At 66.4% G+C, this 20,054-nt stretch carries 20 protein-coding genes, 1 pseudogene and 1 riboswitch; of the genes and pseudogenes, 10 read left to right on the forward strand and 11 right to left on the reverse strand.

Going from position 1 to position 20,054, the window contains the following annotated elements; genetic code table 11:
* Nucleotides 1–14: 14 nt before the first annotated feature.
* From ACTXG5_RS10615 to ACTXG5_RS10625, 3 genes are read right to left on the reverse strand one after another with little or no spacing between them, the layout of a single operon-like run.
* Nucleotides 15–1,031: an ABC transporter substrate-binding protein gene (locus tag ACTXG5_RS10615; RefSeq protein ID WP_445163614.1), complete on the reverse strand. Its 1,017-nt coding sequence runs from the start codon at nt 1,029–1,031 to the stop codon at nt 15–17.
* A complete protein-coding gene (locus ACTXG5_RS10620) occupies nt 1,028–1,765 on the reverse strand; it encodes an ABC transporter ATP-binding protein (RefSeq protein WP_445163615.1) in 738 nt (245 codons plus the stop codon). Before ACTXG5_RS10620 ends, ACTXG5_RS10615 begins: the two co-directional genes overlap by 4 nt.
* Nucleotides 1,762–2,577 (reverse strand): ABC transporter permease, encoded by an 816-nt coding sequence (locus ACTXG5_RS10625; protein ID WP_445163616.1) that lies wholly within the window; start codon nt 2,575–2,577, stop codon nt 1,762–1,764. Before ACTXG5_RS10625 ends, ACTXG5_RS10620 begins: the two co-directional genes overlap by 4 nt.
* 229 nt (nt 2,578–2,806) lie before the next feature.
* Here ACTXG5_RS10625 and ACTXG5_RS10630 point away from each other — a divergent pair, with 229 nt between their 5' ends.
* Together ACTXG5_RS10630 and ACTXG5_RS10635 are read left to right on the forward strand one after the other, a co-directional pair.
* Nucleotides 2,807–3,232, forward strand: a complete 426-nt coding sequence (locus ACTXG5_RS10630) for a Zn-ribbon domain-containing OB-fold protein (RefSeq protein WP_445163617.1) — start codon at nt 2,807–2,809, stop codon at nt 3,230–3,232.
* A 16-nt stretch (nt 3,233–3,248) separates the two neighbouring features.
* Nucleotides 3,249–4,394 carry a thiolase family protein gene (locus ACTXG5_RS10635; protein ID WP_445163618.1) on the forward strand — a complete coding sequence of 382 codons (1,146 nt, stop codon included), beginning with the start codon at nt 3,249–3,251 and terminating at the stop codon, nt 4,392–4,394.
* Here the strand turns inward: ACTXG5_RS10635 and ACTXG5_RS10640 are convergent.
* Both ACTXG5_RS10640 and ACTXG5_RS10645 read right to left on the reverse strand, forming a co-directional pair.
* Entirely contained in the window at nt 4,391–6,040 is a 1,650-nt protein-coding gene (locus ACTXG5_RS10640) for a DNA repair helicase XPB (RefSeq protein WP_445163619.1), read from the reverse strand. The genes ACTXG5_RS10635 and ACTXG5_RS10640 overlap by 4 nt on opposite strands.
* A 59-nt stretch (nt 6,041–6,099) precedes the next feature.
* On the reverse strand, nt 6,100–8,352 hold the full coding sequence (locus ACTXG5_RS10645; RefSeq protein ID WP_445163620.1) for a helicase-associated domain-containing protein: 2,253 nt from the start codon (nt 8,350–8,352) through the stop codon (nt 6,100–6,102).
* A 149-nt stretch (nt 8,353–8,501) separates the two neighbouring features.
* Here ACTXG5_RS10645 and ACTXG5_RS10650 point away from each other — a divergent pair, with 149 nt between their 5' ends.
* From ACTXG5_RS10650 to ACTXG5_RS10665, 4 genes are read left to right on the forward strand one after another with little or no spacing between them, the layout of a single operon-like run.
* Nucleotides 8,502–8,702, forward strand: coding sequence for a hypothetical protein (locus tag ACTXG5_RS10650; RefSeq protein ID WP_313861514.1), 201 nt, complete (start codon nt 8,502–8,504; stop codon nt 8,700–8,702).
* A 9-nt stretch (nt 8,703–8,711) separates the two neighbouring features.
* Nucleotides 8,712–9,239 carry a cyclic pyranopterin monophosphate synthase MoaC gene (gene moaC / locus ACTXG5_RS10655; RefSeq protein ID WP_445163621.1) on the forward strand — a complete coding sequence of 176 codons (528 nt, stop codon included), beginning with the start codon at nt 8,712–8,714 and terminating at the stop codon, nt 9,237–9,239.
* Nucleotides 9,239–9,721, forward strand: a complete 483-nt coding sequence (locus tag ACTXG5_RS10660) for a MogA/MoaB family molybdenum cofactor biosynthesis protein (RefSeq protein ID WP_445163622.1) — start codon at nt 9,239–9,241, stop codon at nt 9,719–9,721. The genes moaC and ACTXG5_RS10660 overlap by 1 nt, the downstream gene beginning before the upstream one ends.
* Entirely contained in the window at nt 9,718–10,143 is a 426-nt protein-coding gene (locus ACTXG5_RS10665) for a molybdenum cofactor biosynthesis protein MoaE (RefSeq protein WP_445163623.1), read from the forward strand. Before ACTXG5_RS10660 ends, ACTXG5_RS10665 begins: the two co-directional genes overlap by 4 nt.
* Nucleotides 10,144–10,171: 28 nt before the next feature.
* Here the strand turns inward: ACTXG5_RS10665 and ACTXG5_RS10670 are convergent, their stop codons facing one another.
* The 4 genes from ACTXG5_RS10670 to ACTXG5_RS10685 form a co-directional block, all read right to left on the reverse strand.
* Nucleotides 10,172–11,062, reverse strand: coding sequence for a transglycosylase family protein (locus ACTXG5_RS10670; protein ID WP_445163624.1), 891 nt, complete (start codon nt 11,060–11,062; stop codon nt 10,172–10,174).
* A gap of 9 nt (nt 11,063–11,071) precedes the next feature.
* Nucleotides 11,072–11,279, reverse strand: a riboswitch (cyclic di-AMP (ydaO/yuaA leader).
* A gap of 208 nt (nt 11,280–11,487) precedes the next feature.
* A complete protein-coding gene (locus ACTXG5_RS10675; RefSeq protein ID WP_445163625.1) occupies nt 11,488–11,766 on the reverse strand; it encodes a MoaD/ThiS family protein in 279 nt (92 codons plus the stop codon).
* A complete protein-coding gene (gene moaA / locus ACTXG5_RS10680; RefSeq protein ID WP_445163626.1) occupies nt 11,759–12,844 on the reverse strand; it encodes a GTP 3',8-cyclase MoaA in 1,086 nt (361 codons plus the stop codon). The genes ACTXG5_RS10675 and moaA overlap by 8 nt, the downstream gene beginning before the upstream one ends.
* Nucleotides 12,841–13,245, reverse strand: coding sequence for a YccF domain-containing protein (locus tag ACTXG5_RS10685; protein ID WP_445163627.1), 405 nt, complete (start codon nt 13,243–13,245; stop codon nt 12,841–12,843). The genes moaA and ACTXG5_RS10685 overlap by 4 nt, the downstream gene beginning before the upstream one ends.
* A gap of 163 nt (nt 13,246–13,408) precedes the next feature.
* Here ACTXG5_RS10685 and ACTXG5_RS10690 point away from each other — a divergent pair, with 163 nt between their 5' ends.
* The 3 genes from ACTXG5_RS10690 (at nt 13,409) to ACTXG5_RS10700 (ending at nt 16,882) form a co-directional block, all read left to right on the forward strand.
* On the forward strand, nt 13,409–13,816 hold the full coding sequence (locus tag ACTXG5_RS10690; protein WP_445163628.1) for a cold-shock protein: 408 nt from the start codon (nt 13,409–13,411) through the stop codon (nt 13,814–13,816).
* A gap of 93 nt (nt 13,817–13,909) precedes the next feature.
* Nucleotides 13,910–15,865: an acyl-CoA dehydrogenase family protein gene (locus ACTXG5_RS10695; RefSeq protein WP_445163629.1), complete on the forward strand. Its 1,956-nt coding sequence runs from the start codon at nt 13,910–13,912 to the stop codon at nt 15,863–15,865.
* 12 nt (nt 15,866–15,877) lie between these two features.
* Nucleotides 15,878–16,882 (forward strand): glutathione S-transferase family protein, encoded by a 1,005-nt coding sequence (locus tag ACTXG5_RS10700; protein ID WP_445163630.1) that lies wholly within the window; start codon nt 15,878–15,880, stop codon nt 16,880–16,882.
* A 25-nt stretch (nt 16,883–16,907) separates the two neighbouring features.
* Here the strand turns inward: ACTXG5_RS10700 and ACTXG5_RS10705 are convergent, their stop codons facing one another.
* Both ACTXG5_RS10705 and ACTXG5_RS10710 read right to left on the reverse strand, forming a co-directional pair.
* Nucleotides 16,908–17,396, reverse strand: a complete 489-nt coding sequence (locus tag ACTXG5_RS10705; protein ID WP_445163631.1) for a DUF2771 domain-containing protein — start codon at nt 17,394–17,396, stop codon at nt 16,908–16,910.
* The gene (locus tag ACTXG5_RS10710; RefSeq protein ID WP_445163632.1) at nt 17,393–18,979 is read right to left on the reverse strand and encodes an MFS transporter; all 1,587 of its coding nucleotides are present in this window, start codon (nt 18,977–18,979) and stop codon (nt 17,393–17,395) included. The genes ACTXG5_RS10705 and ACTXG5_RS10710 overlap by 4 nt, the downstream gene beginning before the upstream one ends.
* Before the next feature lie 155 nt (nt 18,980–19,134).
* Here ACTXG5_RS10710 and ACTXG5_RS10715 point away from each other — a divergent pair.
* Nucleotides 19,135–19,929 (forward strand): annotated as a pseudogene (locus ACTXG5_RS10715) (DUF3027 domain-containing protein); the annotation flags it as partial.
* Nucleotides 19,930–20,054 lie beyond the last annotated feature (125 nt).

Genomic DNA, 20,054 nt, shown 5'->3' on the forward strand with positions numbered 1-20,054 from the left:
GTCTCCTCGTATCGTCACTGTGTGCTGCTCACCGCGAGCACGCTATTGAACCTACGGTCGACCCATTTGACGAACTCGGGCGCCTCCGGAATCTGGTCGGCGGACGCGAACAAGTCGGCGAGGCGTTGTTCGGCAGCGACCACCTTGTCGTCGAGGGGGATGGGCAGCCGCAGCAACCGGCTCTGCGCGAGTTCGGCAACCTTGAGATCCAGGCCCACGGCCTTGGCGTACTTTTTCGCCCACTCCGCCGGGTTTTCGCGCGCCCACTGCGCGGCCCGCTCATAGCGCACCAGCAGATCGGCCAGCGCGGAATTCCGCTTCGGATCGGTCAGCGCCCGAAGGGAGGCGCTGCCGAACCAGTAGCCATTCTCCGCCGAGCCGATACTGCGCACCTTCAGGGTGAGCTCGGCCTGGGCGGTGTAGGGCTCCCAGATGACCCAGGCGTCGCCCTGCCCGTTGGCGAATGCAGACAGCGCGTCGGCGGGCTGCAAGAAGACCAGCTTCACGTCTTTCGGCTTCAGCTTCGTATCGGCAAGGTGTTCAAGTACATTGGCGTGCGCGGCGCTGCCCTTGGCCACCAAGATCGTCTTGCCGGCCAGATCGCGAATCGTGGTAATCGGTGAATTGGCGCGCACCAGGATCCGCTCGCCGACCGCGGCGCCGTCCCACGCCGCCACCACGCGGGTCTTGGAGTTGGCGGCCGCGCCGAAAACCGGCGGGGTGTTGCCGGTGATCGCGAAATCGATCTTGCCGGCGGTCAATGCCTCGATCTGTGGCGGCCCCGAAGTGAACGTCGAGAACACAACTTTGTACGACACATTGTCCAGGGCGTTGGCCGCGCGCAGCAGCGCTTCGGTATTGCCCTTCTGATCGCCCACTTGCAAGGTCACCCCGGACAGCTCGGACACCGGCACCGCCGCCGGCACCCCGATCAACTGTGGTCCCAGCGACCGCGACACACACGCCGGCACGCTGGCCGCGAGCACCAGCGCGAGGGTGACGCGAACTACGATGCGGTGCTTGGCAGTCAAAGCCGAACGCCGAGCTTGTCGAGAAGGTCAGCGCGGTATTGGTCGTGCTCGGCGGTGCGTTCTGAGGCGGTGGGCCGCGGGTTTCCGATCTCGATTGAGTGGGCAACGCGGCCGCCTTCGAGGATCAATACCCGGTCGGCCAGCTCGATGGCCTCATCGACGTCGTGCGTGACCAGCAGCACGCCGAACCCGTGATGGCGCCACAGGTCGAGCAGCAGCGCGCGCATGGAAAGCCGGGTGAGCGCATCCAACGCCCCGAACGGCTCGTCGAGCAGCAGCAGCTGAGGCTCGGCCACCAGTGCCCGTGCGAGCGAAACACGTTGTGCCTGACCACCGGACAGCGTCAGTGGCCACGCCGCGGCATAGTCGGCAAGCCCGATCTCGTCGAGCGCGCGCTCGGTCCGGTCCCGGGCCCCATCGTGCGAGAGCTTGGTGCGGTTGAGGCCGTAGCGCACGTTGGTCAGCACGTCGCACCACGGGAACAGCCGTGGCTCCTGGAAGGCGACCGCCGGTGCACCGACGACCTCGCGATCACCGGTGTGGTCGGGGGAAAGCCCTGCCAGCACCCGTAATACGGTCGACTTGCCGCACCCGCTGCGCCCGACCAGCGCGACGATCTCGTGGGTGCGGATCTCGAGAGAGATGCCGTCGAGAACCCGCCGGGTCCCATACCACTTGTCAATGTTGGCGAGCCTGCCGACGACGGAGGTCTGTCGCTCTGATGTCAATGTCATGTGCGGTACCTCAGGGTTCGATGTTCAAGCGCTCGGACGATGGCATCGGTCCCGATGCCCAGCAGCGCGTAGATGACCAAGCAGAAAATGATGATGTCGATACGCAGGAAGTCGCGGGCGTTGTTGATCAAGAACCCAATGCCTTTGTCCGCGTTGATCTGTTCGGCGACGATCAACGTCAGCCACGCGATCGCCAGAGACTGCCGCAGCCCGACCAGCACCTGCGGCGCCGCGCTCGGCAAGATGATGATGCGCAGCCGCTGCCGTAGCGAAAAGCCAAGAACATCAGCGGTTTCCAGCAGTTTAGGGTCGACCTGCTTGATCGCGGACACGGTATTGAGGTACAGCGGGAAACTGACGCCGAGCGCGACCAGCAATACCTTCGGCAGCTCACCGATGCCGAACCACAGGATGAACAGTGGAATCAAGCCCAGGTGCGGTAGTGCGCGCACCATCTGTAAGGGCGGGTCGAGGGTCGCTTCGAACCACCGCGACAACCCGACAACCACACCGAGGGCAACGCCGATCACGCCACCGAGGAGCAGTCCTTCGACCACGCGGAGCCCGGACACCTCCAGGGCTTCGGCGAGTTTCCCGTTTCGGATCAGCTGTAGGCCGGCATCGAAGATCAATTGCGGGGCCGGTAGCACCTCCTGCGGGATGAGCCCGGTGGCGCTGAACAGCTGCCACAACAGCAGCAGCACCACCGGCGACGAGATCCGGATGATCGCCCACCGGCGTTGCTTGCGGGGCCTGCCGACCGTGGGTGCCGGCGCTGATCCGACGACCGTCTGGGCGGGAGTGCTGACCATTGTTCGCAAAACCTCTGGGGGAAGCGGGGGACGCTCACGGGTTGGCGGCGGCATTGCCCGTCCAGACGGTAAGCGGATTGGGGTGCCGGGATAAAGAGTTTGGCTCCGTGTGACGGGAACGGCGTCGCCGTCATACGGCCTCGGAGAATGCGGTTTCCACTTTTGTGGAACGCTGTTGTAGCTTTTAGTGAGCGCATTATCAAGTTGGCGGACGACGGAGGATCGCTCGATGCAAAAGGCACTTGCCCCCGAGATCTCGACCTGGCCCGATGAGAACCCGCAGCTGATCGGTAGTCGGTGCGGTGATTGCAGTGCCACCACCTTCCCGGTGCAGCAGTGGTGCCCGCGGTGCAGCGGCGCAGCAATGAGCGACGTGCTGTTGCCGCGCAGCGGCACCCTGGTGGCCTGGACGACCCAGGGCTTCGCGCCCGGGGCCCCTTACGCCGGCCCGACCGGCAAAGACTTCGTCCCGTTCGGCGTGGGCCTGGTTCAGCTCGGCTTGGGAGAAGACGCGGTGATCCGCGTCGAGGGACGCCTCACCGAGAACGACCCGGCCAAACTCCAGTTCGGCCAGGAGGTCGAGCTCACCATGCTGCCGTTCACCACCGACGCAGACGGCAACGAGATCATCACGTTCGCCTTCCAGCCGGTCTAGAAAGAAGGAGCCTGAGATGAGTAACGATGTAGCCATCATCGGCGTCGGCCTGCACCCCTTCGGCAGGTTCGACAAGACCGCGATGCAAATGGGCGCCGAGGCCATCCAATTCGCCCTGACCGACGCCGGCGTCCAATGGAAAGACATCCAGTTCGGTTTTGGCGGTAGCCACGAGGTGTCCAACCCCGACGCAGTGACCCGTCTGGTCGGACTGACCGGCATCACCTTTACCAACGTGTTCAATGCCTGTGCCACCGCCGCCAGTGCCATTCAGCAGACCGCCGACACCATTCGGTTGGGCAAGTACGACATCGGCATCGCCATCGGCTTGGACAAGCATCCGCGTGGCGCGTTCACCGACGACCCCGCGAAGTTGGCGCTGCCGCAGTGGTACGCGCAGAACGGGCAGTTCGTCACCACCAAGTTCTTCGGGATGAAGGCCAACAAGTACCTGCACGACCACAACATCTCGCAGGCCACCTTGGCCAAGGTGGCGGCCAAGAACTTCCGCAACGGAGCGCTGAACCCGAATGCCTTCCGCCGCAAGCCGATTTCCGAGGAAGAGATCCTCAACTCGGCGGTGCTCAACTACCCCCTGACGCAGTACATGTTCTGCGCGCCCGACGAGGGTGCGGCCGCGGTGATCATGTGCCGGGCCGACATCGCGCACAAGTACACCGACAAGCCGGTGTATGTGCGGGCCTGCGAAATCCGCACCCGCACGTACGGCGCCTACGAAGTGCACGCCACCTTCGCTCCGCTGGACGGCGACGTCTCCCCGACGGTGTACGCCTCCAATGCGGCCTACGAGGCCGCCGGCATCGGACCCGAGGACGTCGACGTGGCTCAACTGCAGGACACCGACGCCGGCAACGAGGTGATCCACATGGCCGAGACGGGTCTGTGCGCCGACGGCGAACAGGAAAAGCTGCTGGCCGACGGCGCCACCGAGATTCACGGTTCGATACCGGTCAACACCGATGGCGGTCTGATCGCCAACGGTGAGCCGATCGGTGCCTCAGGGCTGCGGCAGATGCACGAGTTGGTGCGTCAGCTGCGTGGCGAGGCGGGTGACCGTCAGGTGCCCGGCAACCCGAGAGTCGGGCTGGCACAGGTGTACGGCGCTCCCGGCACCGCGTCGGCGACGATCTTGTCGGTCTAAATCGCCGGTCCCAGAAGGTCGTCCGCGTCGCGGATGATGTAGCCGTAGCCCTGCTCGGCCAAAAAGCGCTGCCGGTGCGCGGCGTATTCGGCGTCCAGGCTGTCACGGGCCACCACCGAGTAGAAGATGGCGCCACCGCCGTCGGCCTTGGGCCGCAGTAACCGGCCCAGCCGTTGGGCCTCCTCTTGCCGCGAGCCGAAGGTGCCCGAAACCTGGACCGCCACCGAGGCTTCGGGTAAGTCGATGGAGAAGTTGGCGACCTTGGACACCACCAGCGTCGATATTTCACCGGTGCGGAAGGCTTCGAACAACGCCTCGCGTTCCTTGGTCTTGGTCGACCCCTGGATCACCGGGGCGTTCAGCTCGGCGCCGAGCTCGTCGAGCTGATCGAGGTAGGCGCCGATCACCAGGGTCTGCTCGCCCGGATGCTTCGCCAGAATCGACTTGACCACAGCGATTTTCGTGTGCACCGTCGAGCACAGTTTGTAGCGTTCCTCGGGTTCGGCGGTGGCGTACATCATCCGTTCGTTATCGGTCATCGTGACCCGGACTTCCACACACTCCGCCGGAGCGATCCAGCCCTGCGCCTCGATGTCCTTCCACGGCGCGTCATAGCGTTTCGGGCCGATCAGGGAGAACACGTCGCCCTCGCGGCCGTCTTCGCGGATCAACGTGGCGGTCAGGCCCAGCCGACGCCGGGACTGCAAATCGGCGGTCATCCGGAATACCGGCGCCGGCAGCAGGTGCACCTCGTCGTAGATGATGAGCCCCCAGTCGCGACTGTCGAAGAGCTCCAGGTGCCGGTATTCGCCCTTGGTGCGGCGGGTGACCATCTGGTACGTGGAGATGGTGACCGGCCGGATCTCTTTGCGCTCGCCGGAGTATTCGCCGATCTCGTCCTCGGTCAGCGAGGTTCGCGCGACGAGCTCTCGCTTCCACTGCCGGGCAGCAACGATGTTGGTGACCAGGATGAGCGTCGTCGCACCGGCTTTGGCCATCGCGGCCGCACCGACCAAGGTCTTGCCGGCGCCGCAGGGCAGGACGACCACCCCGGAGCCGCCGGCCCAGAACGAGTCCGTGGCCAACTGTTGATAGTCGCGCAGCTCCCAGCCATCGAACTCCAGGCTGATCGGATGCGCCTCGCCATTGACATAGCCCGCGAGATCTTCTGCGGGCCAGCCGATCTTGAGCAGCATCTGCTTGACGCGGCCGCGTTCGCTGGGGTGGACGACAACAGTGTCGTCATCGAGTCGGGCGCCCAGCATCGGTGCGATTTTCTTGTGGCGCAGCACCTCTTCGAGCACAGCGCGGTCCATGCTGACCAGCGTCAGGCCGTGCACCGGACTCTTGACCAACTGCAACCGGCCATAGCGGGCCATGGTGTCGACAATGTCCACCAGCAGCGGCTGCGGCACCGCGTAACGCGAGAAACTGACCAGCGCGTCGACCACCTGCTCGGCGTCGTGGCCGGCGGCGCGGGCGTTCCACAACGCCAGCGGCGTGATGCGATAGGTATGTATGTGCTCGGGTGCGCGTTCCAGTTCGGCAAACGGCGCGATGGCGGCGCGTGCGGCGCCGGCCAGCTCGTGATCGACTTCGAGCAGCACTGTCTTATCGGACTGAACGATCAACGGTCCGTCGGACATCTTGCGCTACTCCTCCTCATCGCTGCGCTCTGCATCGTCGCCGGCGCGCATGTGATCCATTATCGGTTGTCGGCCGACACTACTGACGTGATGCGGTGGATCGCGAAGTCACGTAGCCGTCCCGACGCCGAATCAAAGGCCACGAGCTGGCCACCCCGGATTGTGATCGGCGACACCATCCGCTGGCTGGCCACGCCCGCGGCGTCGAGATACCCGATCACCAGTGTGTCTTGCTTCTTTGCCGCGTCTTGCAGCAGCGACATCGCCAGCGCCGGGTCGACGCGGCTATTGCCGAACGGCGCGGTGGTCACCTTGCGGAGTACTGAGACCACCGCGTTCAGTGTCTCGCTGTTGGGGCGCGGCGCCGCGCGGTATGGCCGGCGTTGCTGCGGCGTGGGTACCCGTGCCCGCAACGGGCGGACGTCGACGATCGCGCCGGTGGAATCTTCGGCGGCGGGGGCGAAGCCCGCGGCCCGGAGCGCGGAGAGCATCTCGGCGATCGGCACGGGGGATACCGCCACGGTCGGGGTCAGGGCCCGCAGCTGCAGGTCTTCGGCCGCCGCTATCGCCTGGGCCAGCAGAGCCGGGTCTTCGCAGCGCACGAACGACGCGGCCATGCCGATTCGAAGCTGGCCGTGCCGGCGCGCGACATCGTCGATGAGGTAGGTGAGCCCCTGCGGCACAGGAGTTTTGGAGCGGCTGGCAAAAAATGCGTGCATCCAGTCGCGGGTTTTGCCGACATCGAGCGCGTGCCGGATCGACTGCTCGCTGATGCGGTAGACCATCGCCGCACCGGCCGATTCGACGTTGGCCACCGTCGCGAGTTCGTCGGCGAGATCGCGTTGCAGGGGCCCGGGCACCACGACGGTCAGGTCGGCTTGCATCAGGAAGTGGTCGATCGGTTTGGGCAGTGCCCGCGCCATGGCGTCGACCGTGACGGAGAAGTCGACGGTTTCCTCCAGCAGGGCGCGGCCGGGAGTGCTGATCGCGCCGCGGCCCACCAACCCCATCGCGTGGCTCTCGGCCAGCAGATCCGCTACGGGCCCGGGCTGCAATCGCCTGGTCCAGCGCGGACGCCGCCAGAGCAGCGCCGCCGACGCCGTTCTCGCGTCGACACAAGCGCCGGTGGGCAGGTCGGCCAGCATGCCCAGCAGCAACCGTCGATCCAGCGGGGCTGCCGTTGAGTAGAGCGAATCAGACAGGGCTGCATACGGTTTGGCATCCGGACCGCGGCTGCCGATCAGTCCCGGGCGGCCTGGAAGGTCGAGCCAGGCGCTGGCCAGCAGGTGCCAACGTGCGGCCGCGGACATCGCGGCGAACCGGTCGGCGGCCACCGTCGGCGCCCAATACAATCCGTCACCGTTTTCCGGTCCCCGATCGGGCGTGCCGCTGGCGATCAACCCGGCGGCGGCCGCGACTTCGAGAACCAGGCCCAGCCGCGGCTCGTCAATGCCGGTTGCCTTGGCCAGCCGCTTGACTTCGCGGACTCCCAGTCCACCGCTACGCAATTCGGAAACCGGTGTGGTGCCGAGGTTTTCCAGCAGGACGTCGAATTCACGTAGCAGGTCAATGACGGCTCCGGCCGCCGAGGCGTCGACGTCGTGGTGTGTGGTGGTCGATACCACCGGGTCGGGTGCCGTCAGCGTCATCGGTCCGGGCTGCTCGCCGCGCAGTACCTGCGCGACGTGCCGGGGCAAGATCACTGTCTCGGCATCGACCCGTCGTAGCAGGCCCATCGCCAGCAGCTGTGGCACCGGCCGATCTGTGGGGGCGCCGGGCGCGGCGTCACGGGTACGCCCCATCGGAGACCCCTCGAGCAGCTTCTGCAGCACCTCGGTCTGCGCCTGGTTGAGCCCGTCGATGAGCTCCGAAATCTGTTCGCCGGTGCGTGAAGTGTCCTCGAGCGTCACCTGCCCCGGATGCCAGGGCAGCGCCATGCCGGTGTCGGCGGACACCCGCGTCGCGGCATCGCCCCAGACCAGAGCGCGCCGCCTGAGGTCGTCCAGCGCGTCGATCACGTCGGTCTCGGGGGCGCGGTCGTCGATCAGCGCCAGCAGCTTCGCGGTCGGCACCGCAGCGGTGTCGGCATGCAGCACCAGCAGCGCGTCGAGTACCGCCAGCCGCAGGAAGTCGAGCTCGTCGGTGGCGGCTTTGACCGACTGTCGCGCCCCGGCGCGCGCGGCCAGTGCGGCGATGTTGCCGGGTGGCGGCTGGGCAAGGTCTGGCCGTAATTCCAGTAGTCGGATCAGCCGCTCGTCGGGCAAGTCGGCCAGCCAGGACCCCAGCGGGATATCCGGGGTGTTGTCGGTCATCGCTGACCAGCGTAAAGCAGCTCGCGGATCCTCAGGTGGCGGCGAGGACGAACCAAGCCGTGCCTGCGGGGTGCCGCCGGCTCACGGGGTACAGCCGCGCTTGCCGACTAGCGTCACGCGCGCGGGCGCGACCTGTCAGAATGGACGACGTGGCTGACATTGCTGAGGGCAAGGCGGGCAAAACCAGGTACGTCGACAACGGCTGGCCGGCGACGGATCCCGACGATCACGCGGTGAGCGAGCTTGCGACCGATCGCACGGGTGCGCTATCGCCGTTTGGCGACGTGGTGTTCCCGGTGCCCTCCGACGACCTGCCCTACGTCCACCCGGTCACCGTCGTCAACCGCTAGGTCACCGGGATGGCTGGGGCATCCGGGGCGTCCAGGCCTGCCAAGGCCGGGCAGTCGGCGGAATCCCGCCCGGACGCACTGTCCCACCTCGACGAGCGGGGCGCGGCGCACATGGTCGATGTCACCGACAAGGGAGCCACCAAGCGCACCGCCGTTGCCGCGGGCGCCTTACGGACCTCCGCCCAAGTGGTGACGCTGCTCTCCAGTGGCGGGCTGCCCAAGGGCGATGCGTTGGCTACTGCCCGGGTGGCGGGGATTCTGGCGGCCAAACGCACCAGCGAGCTGATCCCGTTGTGTCACCAGCTCGCGCTCACCGGAGTCGACGTCGATTTCACCGTTGGCGAGGCGGATATCGAGATCGTCGCGACGGTGCGCAGCACCGACCGCACGGGCGTGGAGATGGAGGCGCTGACGGCCGTGAGTGTGGCCGCGCTTACGCTCTACGACATGATTAAAGCGGTTGACCCGGCGGCCCGTATCGATGACGTCCGTGTGCTCCGCAAGGAGGGCGGCAAGACCGGAAATTGGGCGCGGTGATGAGCACCCGATCCGCACGAATCATTGTCGCCTCGACCCGCGCGTCGGACGGTGTGTATACCGACAAATGCGGACCGATCATTGCTGAATGGCTTGCGCAGCACGGATTTTCGGCTGCGGACCCGGAAGTGGTCGCCGACGGGAACCCGGTCGGCGAGGCGCTGCGCGGTGCGCTCGACGACGATGTCGACGTCATTCTCACCTCGGGTGGCACCGGTATCTCGCCGACCGATGCGACCCCCGATCAGACCGTTGCGGTGCTGGACTACATGGTGCCCGGCCTGGCTGAGGCCATTCGCCATTCGGGGCTTCCCAAGGTGCCGACATCGGTGCTGTCGCGCGGTGTGTGCGGTGTCGCCGGCAAGACCTTGATCGTCAACCTGCCTGGTTCGCCCGGCGGAGTACGTGACGGGCTGGGAGTGCTTGCCGACGTGCTCGAGCATGCCCTCGACCAGATCGCCGGAAAAGACCACGAGCGATGACGGTCGTCCTGCGTGCTTCGCTGACCGAGGAGCCGATTTTCTTGGCCGAGCATGAAGCACTGGTAGGTCACCGGTCGGCCGGCGCCATCGTTGGATTCGTCGGCATGATTCGCGACCACGACGAGGGACGCCGGGTGGTGCGGCTCGAGTATTCCGCGCATCCGTCGTCCGCGCAGGTGCTGGCGGACGTGGTGGCAGAAGTCGCCCAGGAGGCCGGTGGCGTGCGCGCGGTCGCGGCCAGCCACCGGATCGGCGCGCTGCACATCGGAGAGGCGGCACTGGTGGCCGCGGTTGCCGCCGACCACCGGCAGGCCGCATTTGCCACCTGCGCCCAGCTCGTCGACACCATCAAGGCACGGCTACCGGTGTGGAAACACCAGTTTTTCGACGACGGAACCGACGAGTGGGTGGGTTCGGCCTAGCGCCGGATTCGACCCGGCGCGCGACGCGTCAGCTGACGGGGGCCGACAGCGCCAGCGAATCCAGCGCGTTGTTGCCGTTGACATCCTCGCCGCGGATCGCTTCCCATACTTTTTGCGTGTAGCCGACCTTCGTGGCCTGCTGCGGTTCGCCGGGTGCGCCGTTGGCGTCGCCGGGAGCCGGCGGCGCGGGGGCGTCCGCCGGGGGCACGGCGTCCGCGGGAGGCGGAGCGTCGGCCGGCGGGGCCGGCGGCATGGCGTCGGCAGGAGGCGGAGCGTCGGCGGGAGGGGCCGGCGGCATGGCGTCCGCGGGAGGCGCCGGCGGCAGAGCGTCCGCGGGCGGTGCGGGCGGCGTCAGGTCTGCGGGCGGTGCGGGTGGGACATTCTCCGGGGGTGCCGGTTGGTCGAAAGAGGCCAGCTGCACCGGCGCGGGTGGGTCGGCGGGCGGCGGAGGCAGCGGTGGAGGAGCGTCAGCCGGCGGTGGGGCCAGTGGTGCCGGGTCGCCGTTGAGCCCTGGTGCATCCAATCCCGCGGGTGTGGGCAGAACCTCGCGCGGGGTGGGACCCGACAGCGGACCACCACACACCGGCCAGGCGCCACGGCCCTGGGTCGCGAGAACTCGCTCAGCGACGGCGATCTGCTGTTCCCGGGTGGCCAGCTGAGCTGTCGGCGCGTACTGGCCGCCACCATGGGAGGCCCAGGTGCCTGCGTTGAACTGCACGCCCCCGAAATAGCCGTTGCCAGTGTTGATTCCCCAGTTGCCGCCGGACTCGCAACGGGCTACCTGATCCCATTCGCCATCGGTCGCCGCGGCTGCTTGACCAGCCATAGCGATGCTGCCGCCACCAAGTACCGCGCCAGTAAAGGCGATCTTGGCGACGTTGATGTTGGATGTCGTGGGCTTGCGGTGACGTCCACTCATTACGCCGAAAATTCCTCTCGTAACACGCCTACGAGGTCAGCTGTCGGGTTCGGGTTCAAGAGGTCACCCGGCTGGCGTCGTCAGGGCGACGACGTCAGCTTCACCCCAAGGAGTCGCAAGCGACTCCGGTTCGATCACGGTGGACCGGTGGGTCCCCCGTCTCCATCCACGTATGGTGTTCCCTCGCCTACTGGATGGAGCTCGGCGCGATAGGCGAGGGAGGAACGCCACCGGTTTAGCTTGGCGAGCCTCCGGCGACGCTAGCGGGTTCTGTTGGCCGCGTCACTTCTTACGAAACGCGGCGTTTCCCCCACGGACATCTTCGAAAGGCGCAGGAACACCTGGGATTTGCGCAGGTCACTACGACCCGATATCGGGCCGTGTCCGCGCCGTTATCATTCCGTTACGTGACCTATCTCACAAAATCAACCGCCAGCGAAGGGGGGTAACACGTCGATCGTGTTACCCGAGCGCAACGCTTTGGTTTCGTCGCGAACCGCGATGCCGTCGCAGAGATAGGAGCACCGGCTCAATACAGTTGCGAGTCGGGTACCCGGAACGGAGAGTCTTTCAACCAAATCGGCCACCGTGGTGCCCGGGCGCAGTACTACCGTTTCCGATTCGGCCTCGGCGGCCGCGCGCGCGGCGGCGAAGTAGCGGATCGTCACCTGGATGTCGTCCGTGTCGACGGGGAGCTCAGCCACCGATGGCGCTCATCGGACGGTCGGGCTGGATGAAGTTCGGGTCGTTGATTCCGTGGCCGGCGGGTTTGCCCCACATCGCGGTGCGCCACGCCGCCTCGATCGCGTCGTCGGTCGCACCGCCGCGCAGCAGGCCGCGCAGGTCGGTCTCGTCGGCGGAGAACAAACAGCTGCGGATCTGGCCGTCGGCCGTCAGTCGGGTGCGGTCACAGGTCGAGCAGAAGGCATGCGACACCGACGCAATGACACCGAATTTTCCGGCCGGCGTATTCGGGCCGGTGTCGACCAGCCACAGCTCGGCCGGCGCCGAACCGCGCGGGGCCGGGTCCGGGCGCAACCGGAAGTGTGGCCGCAGCGCCGCCAGCACGTCGTCAGCCGTCAGCGCGGCCTCCCGGTTCCAGTGGTGCCCGGCGTCCAGCGGCATCTGCTCGATGACGCGCAACTGGTAGCCGTGCTCGAGGCAGAACCGCAGCAGCTCAACGACATCCTCGCGGCCGGTGGCGGGGTTCAGGACGGCGTTCACTTTGACCGGCGTCAGGCCTGCTGCCTGGGCGGCGGCCAGCCCGGCCACCACGTCGGCGAGCCGGTCGCGGCGCGTGATGGCCGCGAAGTGATCCCGGTTGACGCTGTCCAGCGAAATGTTGACCCGGTCCAGCCCTGCCGCGACCAGTCCGGCAGCCCGCCGCGCAAGCCCGACTGCGTTGGTGGTCAGCGAAATTTCCGGACGGGGCCGCAATCCGGCCGCCGCCGCGACCACCTCTTCGAGGTGGCGGGACAGCAGCGGCTCACCGCCGGTAAACCGCACGCTGGTGACACCGAGCCGGGTCACGGCGATTTGCAGCAGCCTGGCCAGCTCGTCTGGCTGCAGTAGCTGCTCACCGGGCAGCCAGTCCAGGCCTTCGGCCGGCATGCAGTAGCTGCATCGCAGGTTGCAGCGATCGGTCAGCGACACGCGCAGATCGGTGGCGGCCCTGCCGTAGGTGTCGAGCAACGGGCCAGCGGTTGGCGCTCCGGCGAGGAGGGCGGCGTCGTTGGCCGCACCCTTCGGCACCGTCGGCACGCCCAGTGCGGTCAGCGTCATGCGGGCACCCGCGCGAATGGGGCCGGCGAGTCGACCGGAACGATCTCCTTGCCCAGCGGCATCAGCGACACCGGGATCAGTTTGAGGTTGGCCAGCGCCAGCGGAATACCGATGATTGTGACCGCCATGGCCGCCGCGCTCACCAGATGACCGATCGCCAGCCAGATGCCGAACAGCAGCACCCAGATGACATTTCCGATCACGGCGCCGGTGCCGGCGGTCGGCTTGTCGACAATCGTCCGGCCGAACGGCCATAACGCGTAAGAGGCGATGCGCAGCGACGCAAACCCGAACGGAATAGTGATGATGAGCAAGAAGCTGATAAGCGCCGCAACCAAGTATCCGATGGCCATCCAGAGGCCACCGAATACAAGCCAAATGACGTTCAGAACCAGGCGCATATCACCTCCAGCGGTACTGCCAGCGTAGCGAGTCGCGAGGAAACGGGGGTGCTCGCCCGGCAACCACCCGAGTAGGATCTGAATCCGCATCGCGTCCTGCACAAGCGGGACGCTTCTTGTGTTGTCCATTCCTAGTAATCCGTCAGACAAGCAGGTGAGACCAGTGCCGACCGGCAAGGTTAAGTGGTACGACGCCGAAAAGGGGTTCGGCTTCCTGTCACAGGAAGAGGGCGAGGACGTCTATGTCCGCTCGTCGGCGTTGCCCGAGGGTGTCGAGGGCCTCAAGGCAGGGCAGCGGGTGGAATTTGGCTTGGCTTCTGGCCGGCGCGGACCGCAGGCATTGAGTCTCAAGCTGATCGATCCACCGCCCACCCTTGCCAAGACGCGCCGCGAGATACCTGTCGAGCACAAGCACGGCCCCGATGAACTGCACGGCATGGTCGAGGACATGATCACGCTGCTGGAGAGCGCCGTGCAACCTGAGTTGCGTAAGGGGCGTTACCCGGACCGCAAGGTGGCTCGTCGCGTCTCCGAGGTGGTCAAGGCGGTAGCGCGGGAACTCGACGCCTAACTCGTCGACGACGTGTGCCGCTGAGCGGCGGGAGTACCGCGTCGTACTTTGGGTACTCAGTCCTCGCGATAGTCGTGTAGCGAGGAGGCTGCGATGGCACAGCAGGCGCAGGTCACTGAGGAACAAGCGAGAGCTCTGGCGGAAGAGTCCCGCGAAAGTGGTTGGGATAAACCGTCCTTCGCCAAAGAGTTGTTTCTCGGTCATTTTCCGTTGGAACTGATACACCCGTTCCCAAAACCGTCCGACGTCGACGAGGCGCGCACCCGCGATTTTCTCGGCAAGTTGCGGGAACTCCTGGACACCGTCGACGGCAGTGTCATCGAGCGTGATGCGCAGATTCCCGATGAATACGTCAAGGGTCTGGCCGAATTGGGTTGTTTCGGCATGAAGATTCCGTCCGAATACGGCGGGTTGAACATGTCGCAAGTGGCCTATAACCGCGCATTGATGATGATTTCGTCGGTTCACCCCAGTCTTGGTGCGCTGCTGTCGGCGCACCAGTCGATCGGGGTACCCGAGCCGCTGAAACTTGCCGGTAGTCCCGAGCAGAAGCGGAAGTTCCTGCCGCGCTGTGCTGCTGGGGCCATATCGGCTTTTCTGCTCACCGAACCGGACGTGGGTTCCGACCCCGCGCGGCTGGCCTCGACGGCGACACCAGTCGAGGACGGTCAGGCCTACGAACTCGAGGGTGTGAAGTTGTGGACCACCAACGGCGTGGTCGCCGAACTGCTGGTGATCATGGCCCGGGTCCCCAAGAGCGACGGCCACCGCGGCGGGATCAGCGCATTCGTCGTGGAGGCCGATTCGCCCGGGATCACGGTGGAGCGGCGCAACAAGTTCATGGGGCTACGCGGTATCGAGAACGGCGTGACTCGCCTACACAGCGTTCGTGTTCCGGCCGAGAACCTGATCGGCCGCGAAGGCGACGGGTTGAAGATCGCGCTCACCACACTCAACGCCGGACGGCTGTCGATTCCCGCGAACGCGACGGGGTCGTCGAAGTGGGCGCTGAAGATCGCGCGTGAATGGTCCGGTGAGCGTGTGCAATGGGGCAAGCCGTTGGCCGAACATGAAGCGGTGGCGCACAAGATCTCGTTCATGGCTGCCACCAACTACGCGCTGGACGCGGTGCTGGAACTGTCCGCGCAGATGGCCGACGAAGGCCGCAACGACATCCGCATCGAGGCGGCGCTGGCCAAATTGTGGTCCAGCGAAATGGCCTGCGTCATCGCGGATGATCTCTTGCAGATCCGGGGTGGCCGGGGCTATGAGACCGCGGAATCGTTGGCCGCACGCGGCGAGCGCGCGGTACCGGCCGAGCAGGCGCTGCGCGATCTGCGGATCAACCGGATTTTCGAGGGATCGAGCGAGATCATGAGGCTGCTCATTGCCCGAGAAGCCGTCGATGCGCACTTGAGTGCTGCCGGTGACCTCGCGAAACCTGACACGGGGTTGCGTGAGAAGGCGGCCGCGGCGGTCGGCGCGAGCGGCTTTTATGCAAAGTGGTTGCCCCAGCTGGTTTTTGGTGAAGGGCAGCGACCTAGGGCATACAGCGAGTTCGGTCCGCTGGCGTCGCACCTGCGGTTTATCGAACGCTCCACCCGCAAGCTGGCACGCAACACCTTCTACGGGATGGCGCGCTGGCAGGCCAAACTAGAGCAAAAGCAGGGATTCCTGGGGCGCATCGTCGATATCGGTGCCGAGCTGTTCGCGATGTCGGCGACGTGCGTGCGGGCCGAGGGACAGCGCGTCGCGGATCCGGTGCTGGGCCAACAGGCTTATGAGCTGGCCGAAACGTTTTGTCAGCAAGCAACCTTGCGGGTCGAGGCGCTGTTCGACGCGTTGTGGACCAACACCGACAGCAGCGATGTGCAGTTGACCCGCGATGTGCTGGCGGGCCGGTACAGCTGGCTGGAGGACGGAATCGTCGATCAGTCAGAGGGCACCGGGCCGTGGATCGCGCACTGGGAAGCGGGCGAGTCGACCGAGACCAACCTGGCTCGACGGTTTCTGACGGTGTCTGCGTCGACGGGCTCAATCGCCACGTAGCAGAATGTCGGTATGGCCACCTACGTTGCCGGTGCAGGGGAATTCACCCGCGACACCAACTACATCCCCACCCGCATCACCGCCGACGGACGCGACGGCTATCCCGTGGAGCCGGGGCGGTATCGACTCGTTGTCGCTCGCGCTTGTCCGTGGGCGAATCGCGCGATCATCGTCCGGCGGTTGCTGGGCCTAGAAGATGTTCTCTCGATTGGGTTTTGCGGCCCCACGCACGACCAGCGCAGTTGGACGTTCGACCTCGACCCGGGTGGTGTCGATCCGGTTCTGAAGATCCCGCGGCTGCAAGACGCCTACTTCAAACGCTTCCCCGACTACCCCAAGGGGATCACCGTCCCGGCGATCGTCGACGTCCCGACCGGTGCCGTCGTCACCAACGATTTCGCACAGATGACCCTGGACCTGTCGACCGAGTGGACCGCCTACCACCGTGATGGTGCGCCCGTGCTGTACCCCGAACCGCTGCGCGCCGAGATCGACGAGGTGAGCAAGAGGATCTACGCCGAAATCAACAACGGCGTATACCGGTGCGGCTTCGCCGGCTCGCAGCAGGCTTACGAGGCCGCCTATGACCGGCTGTTCACCGCACTGGATTGGGTGAGTGATCGCCTGACCAATCAGCGATATCTGGTGGGCGACAGCATCACCGAGGCAGACGTGCGACTGTTCACTACGCTGGCCCGATTCGACCCGGTGTACCACGGACACTTCAAGTGCAACCGAAGCAAACTCAGCGAGATGCCTGTGCTGTGGGGCTACGCGCGGGATCTGTTCCAGACGCCGGGCTTCGGGGACACCGTGGATTTCGTCCAGATCAAACAGCACTACTACATCGTGCATGCCGACATCAACCCGACTCGTATCGTGCCCAAGGGTCCGGACCTGACGAGCTGGCTCACACCGCACGGGCGGGAAGCGCTGGGGGGCAAGCCGTTTGGCGATGGAACGCCTCCCGGGCCGCCGGTCGACGGCGAGCGGGTGCTGGACGCCCACGGCGCGTGAACGGGTAAACGTTTGGCGCGTGAGCCTAAGAAACCATCCGCACTGACCATTCCGCGTGCGGGACATCGTGCAGTTCGCCCGACGGGTCGACCACCAAAGTCAGTAGCTGCACGACTATTCCGGTCAGCCGGCCGCGCTGCGGGTCGACCGACGGGATCGTGACCGCGAGCCGGGTGCCCGGCCGGAACATGGTGGTTGCGGTGTTGGCGGGGTCCTCATACACCTGCAGTAGCCGCCACGGTGCCCGCGAAATCGCTTCGGGGACCGAGAGCTGTACGGGGTAGTGCTCGGTGACTCGCAGCTCGCCCTGGGCCTGCGGTTGCTGACAGTCGTTGAGGTTGAGCACGTTGCAATACAGGTAGGGCCCCACCCGGATCAGCTGCCCGTGCGAGAACGCGCTGATCTCTGGTGGCCGCGGGCCGGGCGTACGCACCAACCACCACGTGCCTACCCCGGCTCCCACGGCCAGCAGCATCACCACGACCGCGAGCAGCACGGCCAGACCACGTTTCACTTCGGCACCGCGGTCATACCGCTGTCACGCGGCGTGCCTTCCTGTTCGACCATCACCGGCCGGTTACCTCCGAGGCCCGGTATCAAGGAATTGCCGCGGAAGCTGACCACGGTCTGCGCCAGTCCCAGGATCAATATCGCACTGACGGCCGTGAAGCCTACCCACAGCTCGGTGTAGACCATCACACCCACCGCACCACCCAACACCCAGGCCAGCTGCAGCGTCGACTCCGAGCGCCCGAATCCCGATGCCCGGGACTCTTCGGGAAGGTCGTCTTGCAGCGATGCGTCCAGCGATGCCTTGGCGATTGCACTGGCGGCGGAGGTAACCAAGGTGGCGATCGCGGCCGCCGCCAAGGTGCCCGCCACCGAGGCCGCAAAGGCAACCGCGCACACCGCCACGGTGCAGCGGACCACCAAAACGGACGGCCTGCCCAATTTCAGCCGTGCGCTGGTGAAGTTGCCGGCGAAGTTACCGATCCCGGCCGCGGCGCCGATGATGCCCAGCATGGCGAGCTGAGCCCACCCGTTGGTCTGGTGCGCCTTCGCGACAAACGCGGGATACAGAAACAGGAAGCCGACCATCACCTTGATCGTGCAGTTGCCCCATAGTGAGGTAATGATGTTGCGCCCCAACGGCTGTCGAAGGGCCCCACTGACTTCCTTGTGCCACCTCCGGCGCAGCGGTTCACTGTCCTGGCGATAGCTCAGGGTGGCGGGCACCTCACCCGCGGTCACCTCGACCCAGCGCGGGATTCGCATCGACAGCATCGCTCCTGCGATCGTGACCGCGACGACGGCGAACAAGGCTCCGGGCAGCTTCACCAGGTGGGTGCCGGCGAACTCGAGGCCGCCCGCGATCGCACCGCCGGCGATGGTGCCGCCGAGCAGACCGAACATGGTCAGCCGGGCGTTGACCCGCACCAGATCGATGGTGGGCGGCATGACCCGTGGTGTCACCGCGCTGCGCAGCACGCTGAACGACTTCGAGAACACCATCATCGCGAGCGCGCACGGATAGAGCACCCACGACGGGAAACTGCCGCTGGCGCCGTCGTAGTTCATGATCAGCAGCACGGCCAACCCCGTGCGCAGCCCAAATGACAGAGCCAGCGCGACCCGCCGGCCGTGCTGCAAACGGTCCAGCGCCGGACCGATGAGCGGCGCGATCACCGCGAAGGGCGCGATGGTAATCAACAGGTACAGCGCGACTTTGGACTTGCTCTCCCCACTGGCCGCGGCGAAGAACAGCGTGTTCGCCAGGGCGACAGCCATCGCAGAGTCAGCCGCGGAGTTCGCGACCACCGGCCAGGTCAGCGCCGTAAGGCCCGACTTGTCGGCGCCGTCGGCGGTGGCCGCCCGCTGAACCATCCAGTACATCCGGGAGCCCATCTCGCGGCTGCGCAGGGCGGCGGCGCGGGTGACGGTGATCCGTTCGCCGGAGGACGGGCGACGCGGCGGCGGGTTGCCGCGGTCCGGCTCTTTCTGCCGACCCAGCGGCGGGAGATAGCGGTTGGCGCTGGGCGTCGGCGATGGGCGGCGCGTGCGCCGGTAGTCCGCATCGTCGGTGGGGTAGTTGGCCATGCCAGGATGCTGATTCGCCGATCCATTACGGGTCCGGCGGCCCGGGTTGGAGGTCGCTCGGCCCGGATCATCACGCCGCCGTCCAGACACAAATCAATTCTGTCCTATACCGAGGGGCAACCGGGCGTGGCTCGCCAACCTAGTATTGAGACGCGATGCATGGACAAGAGAGCGCGACCGGGCCCACCGAGGAATCCGCCGTAGCAACCGTGGCCGATTGGCCCGACGGGTTGGCGGCGGTGCTCGATGCTGCGGTCGATCAGGCCAGGGCGGCCGTCGTGGAGTTCAGCGGCGCGGATGCGGTCGGGGACTACCTGGGCGTCAGTTATGAGGACACGAGCGCCGCCACCCACCGGTTCTTGGCTCACCTGCCCGGCTATATCGGGTGGCAGTGGGCCGCGGTCGTCGCTGCTTACCCCGGCGCCGAGCAGGCCACGATCAGCGAAGTCGTGCTGGTCCCCGGCCCGACGTCGCTGCTGGCGCCCGATTGGGTGCCCTGGGACCAGCGAGTGCAGCAGGGGGACTTGAGCCCCGGAGATCTGCTGCCACCCGCAGCCGACGACGAGCGGCTGGTTCCTGGTTTCACCGCCAGCGGTGACCCGCAGGTCGACGAGACCGCCGCGGAAATCGGCCTGGGCCGGCGCTGGGTGATGGGTATCTGGGGCCGCTCTGAGGCTGCCGAACGGTGGCACACCGGGGACTACGGTCCCGAGTCGGTGATGGCGCGGTCGACCAAACGTGTGTGCCGCGACTGCGGCTTCTTCCTCCCGCTGGACGGATCGCTAGGCGCGGTGTTCGGGGTGTGCGGCAACGAACTGTCTGCCGACGGGCACGTTGTCGACAAGCAGTACGGCTGTGGCGCTCATTCGGACACGCCGGCTCCGGCGGGCGGCGGTTCGCCGATGTACGAGCCCTATGACGACGGTGTCCTCGACGTGATGGAGCCCCCGGAGCCCCCGGCAGCGCCGCCCGAGCCGCTCGAGGCGCCGGCGGAGCCGCCCGTACCCCCGGCGGAGGTGCTTGAGTCCGTAGCCGAATCGTCGGAAGCAGCGGCGGAGCTCCCGGCAGAGGTGCC

The sequence above is a fragment of the Mycobacterium sp. Dal123C01 genome (genome assembly GCF_052566995.1).

Excerpts from the sequence above, each read along its gene's own strand:
- moaA (WP_445163626.1), bottom strand. The coding sequence starts at position 12,844 with ATGACGCTGACCGCACTGGGCGTGCCGACGGTGCCGAAGGGTGCGGCC.
- ACTXG5_RS10665 (WP_445163623.1), top strand. The coding sequence starts at position 9,718 with ATGACGGTCGTCCTGCGTGCTTCGCTGACCGAGGAGCCGATTTTCTTG.
- ACTXG5_RS10645 (WP_445163620.1), bottom strand. The coding sequence starts at position 8,352 with ATGACCGACAACACCCCGGATATCCCGCTGGGGTCCTGGCTGGCCGAC.
- ACTXG5_RS10625 (WP_445163616.1), bottom strand. The coding sequence starts at position 2,577 with ATGGTCAGCACTCCCGCCCAGACGGTCGTCGGATCAGCGCCGGCACCC.
- moaC (WP_445163621.1), top strand. The coding sequence starts at position 8,712 with ATGGCTGGGGCATCCGGGGCGTCCAGGCCTGCCAAGGCCGGGCAGTCG.
- ACTXG5_RS10700 (WP_445163630.1), top strand. The coding sequence starts at position 15,878 with ATGGCCACCTACGTTGCCGGTGCAGGGGAATTCACCCGCGACACCAAC.
- ACTXG5_RS10660 (WP_445163622.1), top strand. The coding sequence starts at position 9,239 with ATGAGCACCCGATCCGCACGAATCATTGTCGCCTCGACCCGCGCGTCG.
- ACTXG5_RS10695 (WP_445163629.1), top strand. The coding sequence starts at position 13,910 with ATGGCACAGCAGGCGCAGGTCACTGAGGAACAAGCGAGAGCTCTGGCG.
- ACTXG5_RS10620 (WP_445163615.1), bottom strand. The coding sequence starts at position 1,765 with ATGACATTGACATCAGAGCGACAGACCTCCGTCGTCGGCAGGCTCGCC.
- ACTXG5_RS10670 (WP_445163624.1), bottom strand. The coding sequence starts at position 11,062 with ATGAGTGGACGTCACCGCAAGCCCACGACATCCAACATCAACGTCGCC.
- ACTXG5_RS10630 (WP_445163617.1), top strand. The coding sequence starts at position 2,807 with ATGCAAAAGGCACTTGCCCCCGAGATCTCGACCTGGCCCGATGAGAAC.
- ACTXG5_RS10685 (WP_445163627.1), bottom strand. The coding sequence starts at position 13,245 with ATGCGCCTGGTTCTGAACGTCATTTGGCTTGTATTCGGTGGCCTCTGG.
- ACTXG5_RS10635 (WP_445163618.1), top strand. The coding sequence starts at position 3,249 with ATGAGTAACGATGTAGCCATCATCGGCGTCGGCCTGCACCCCTTCGGC.
- ACTXG5_RS10710 (WP_445163632.1), bottom strand. The coding sequence starts at position 18,979 with ATGGCCAACTACCCCACCGACGATGCGGACTACCGGCGCACGCGCCGC.
- ACTXG5_RS10640 (WP_445163619.1), bottom strand. The coding sequence starts at position 6,040 with ATGTCCGACGGACCGTTGATCGTTCAGTCCGATAAGACAGTGCTGCTC.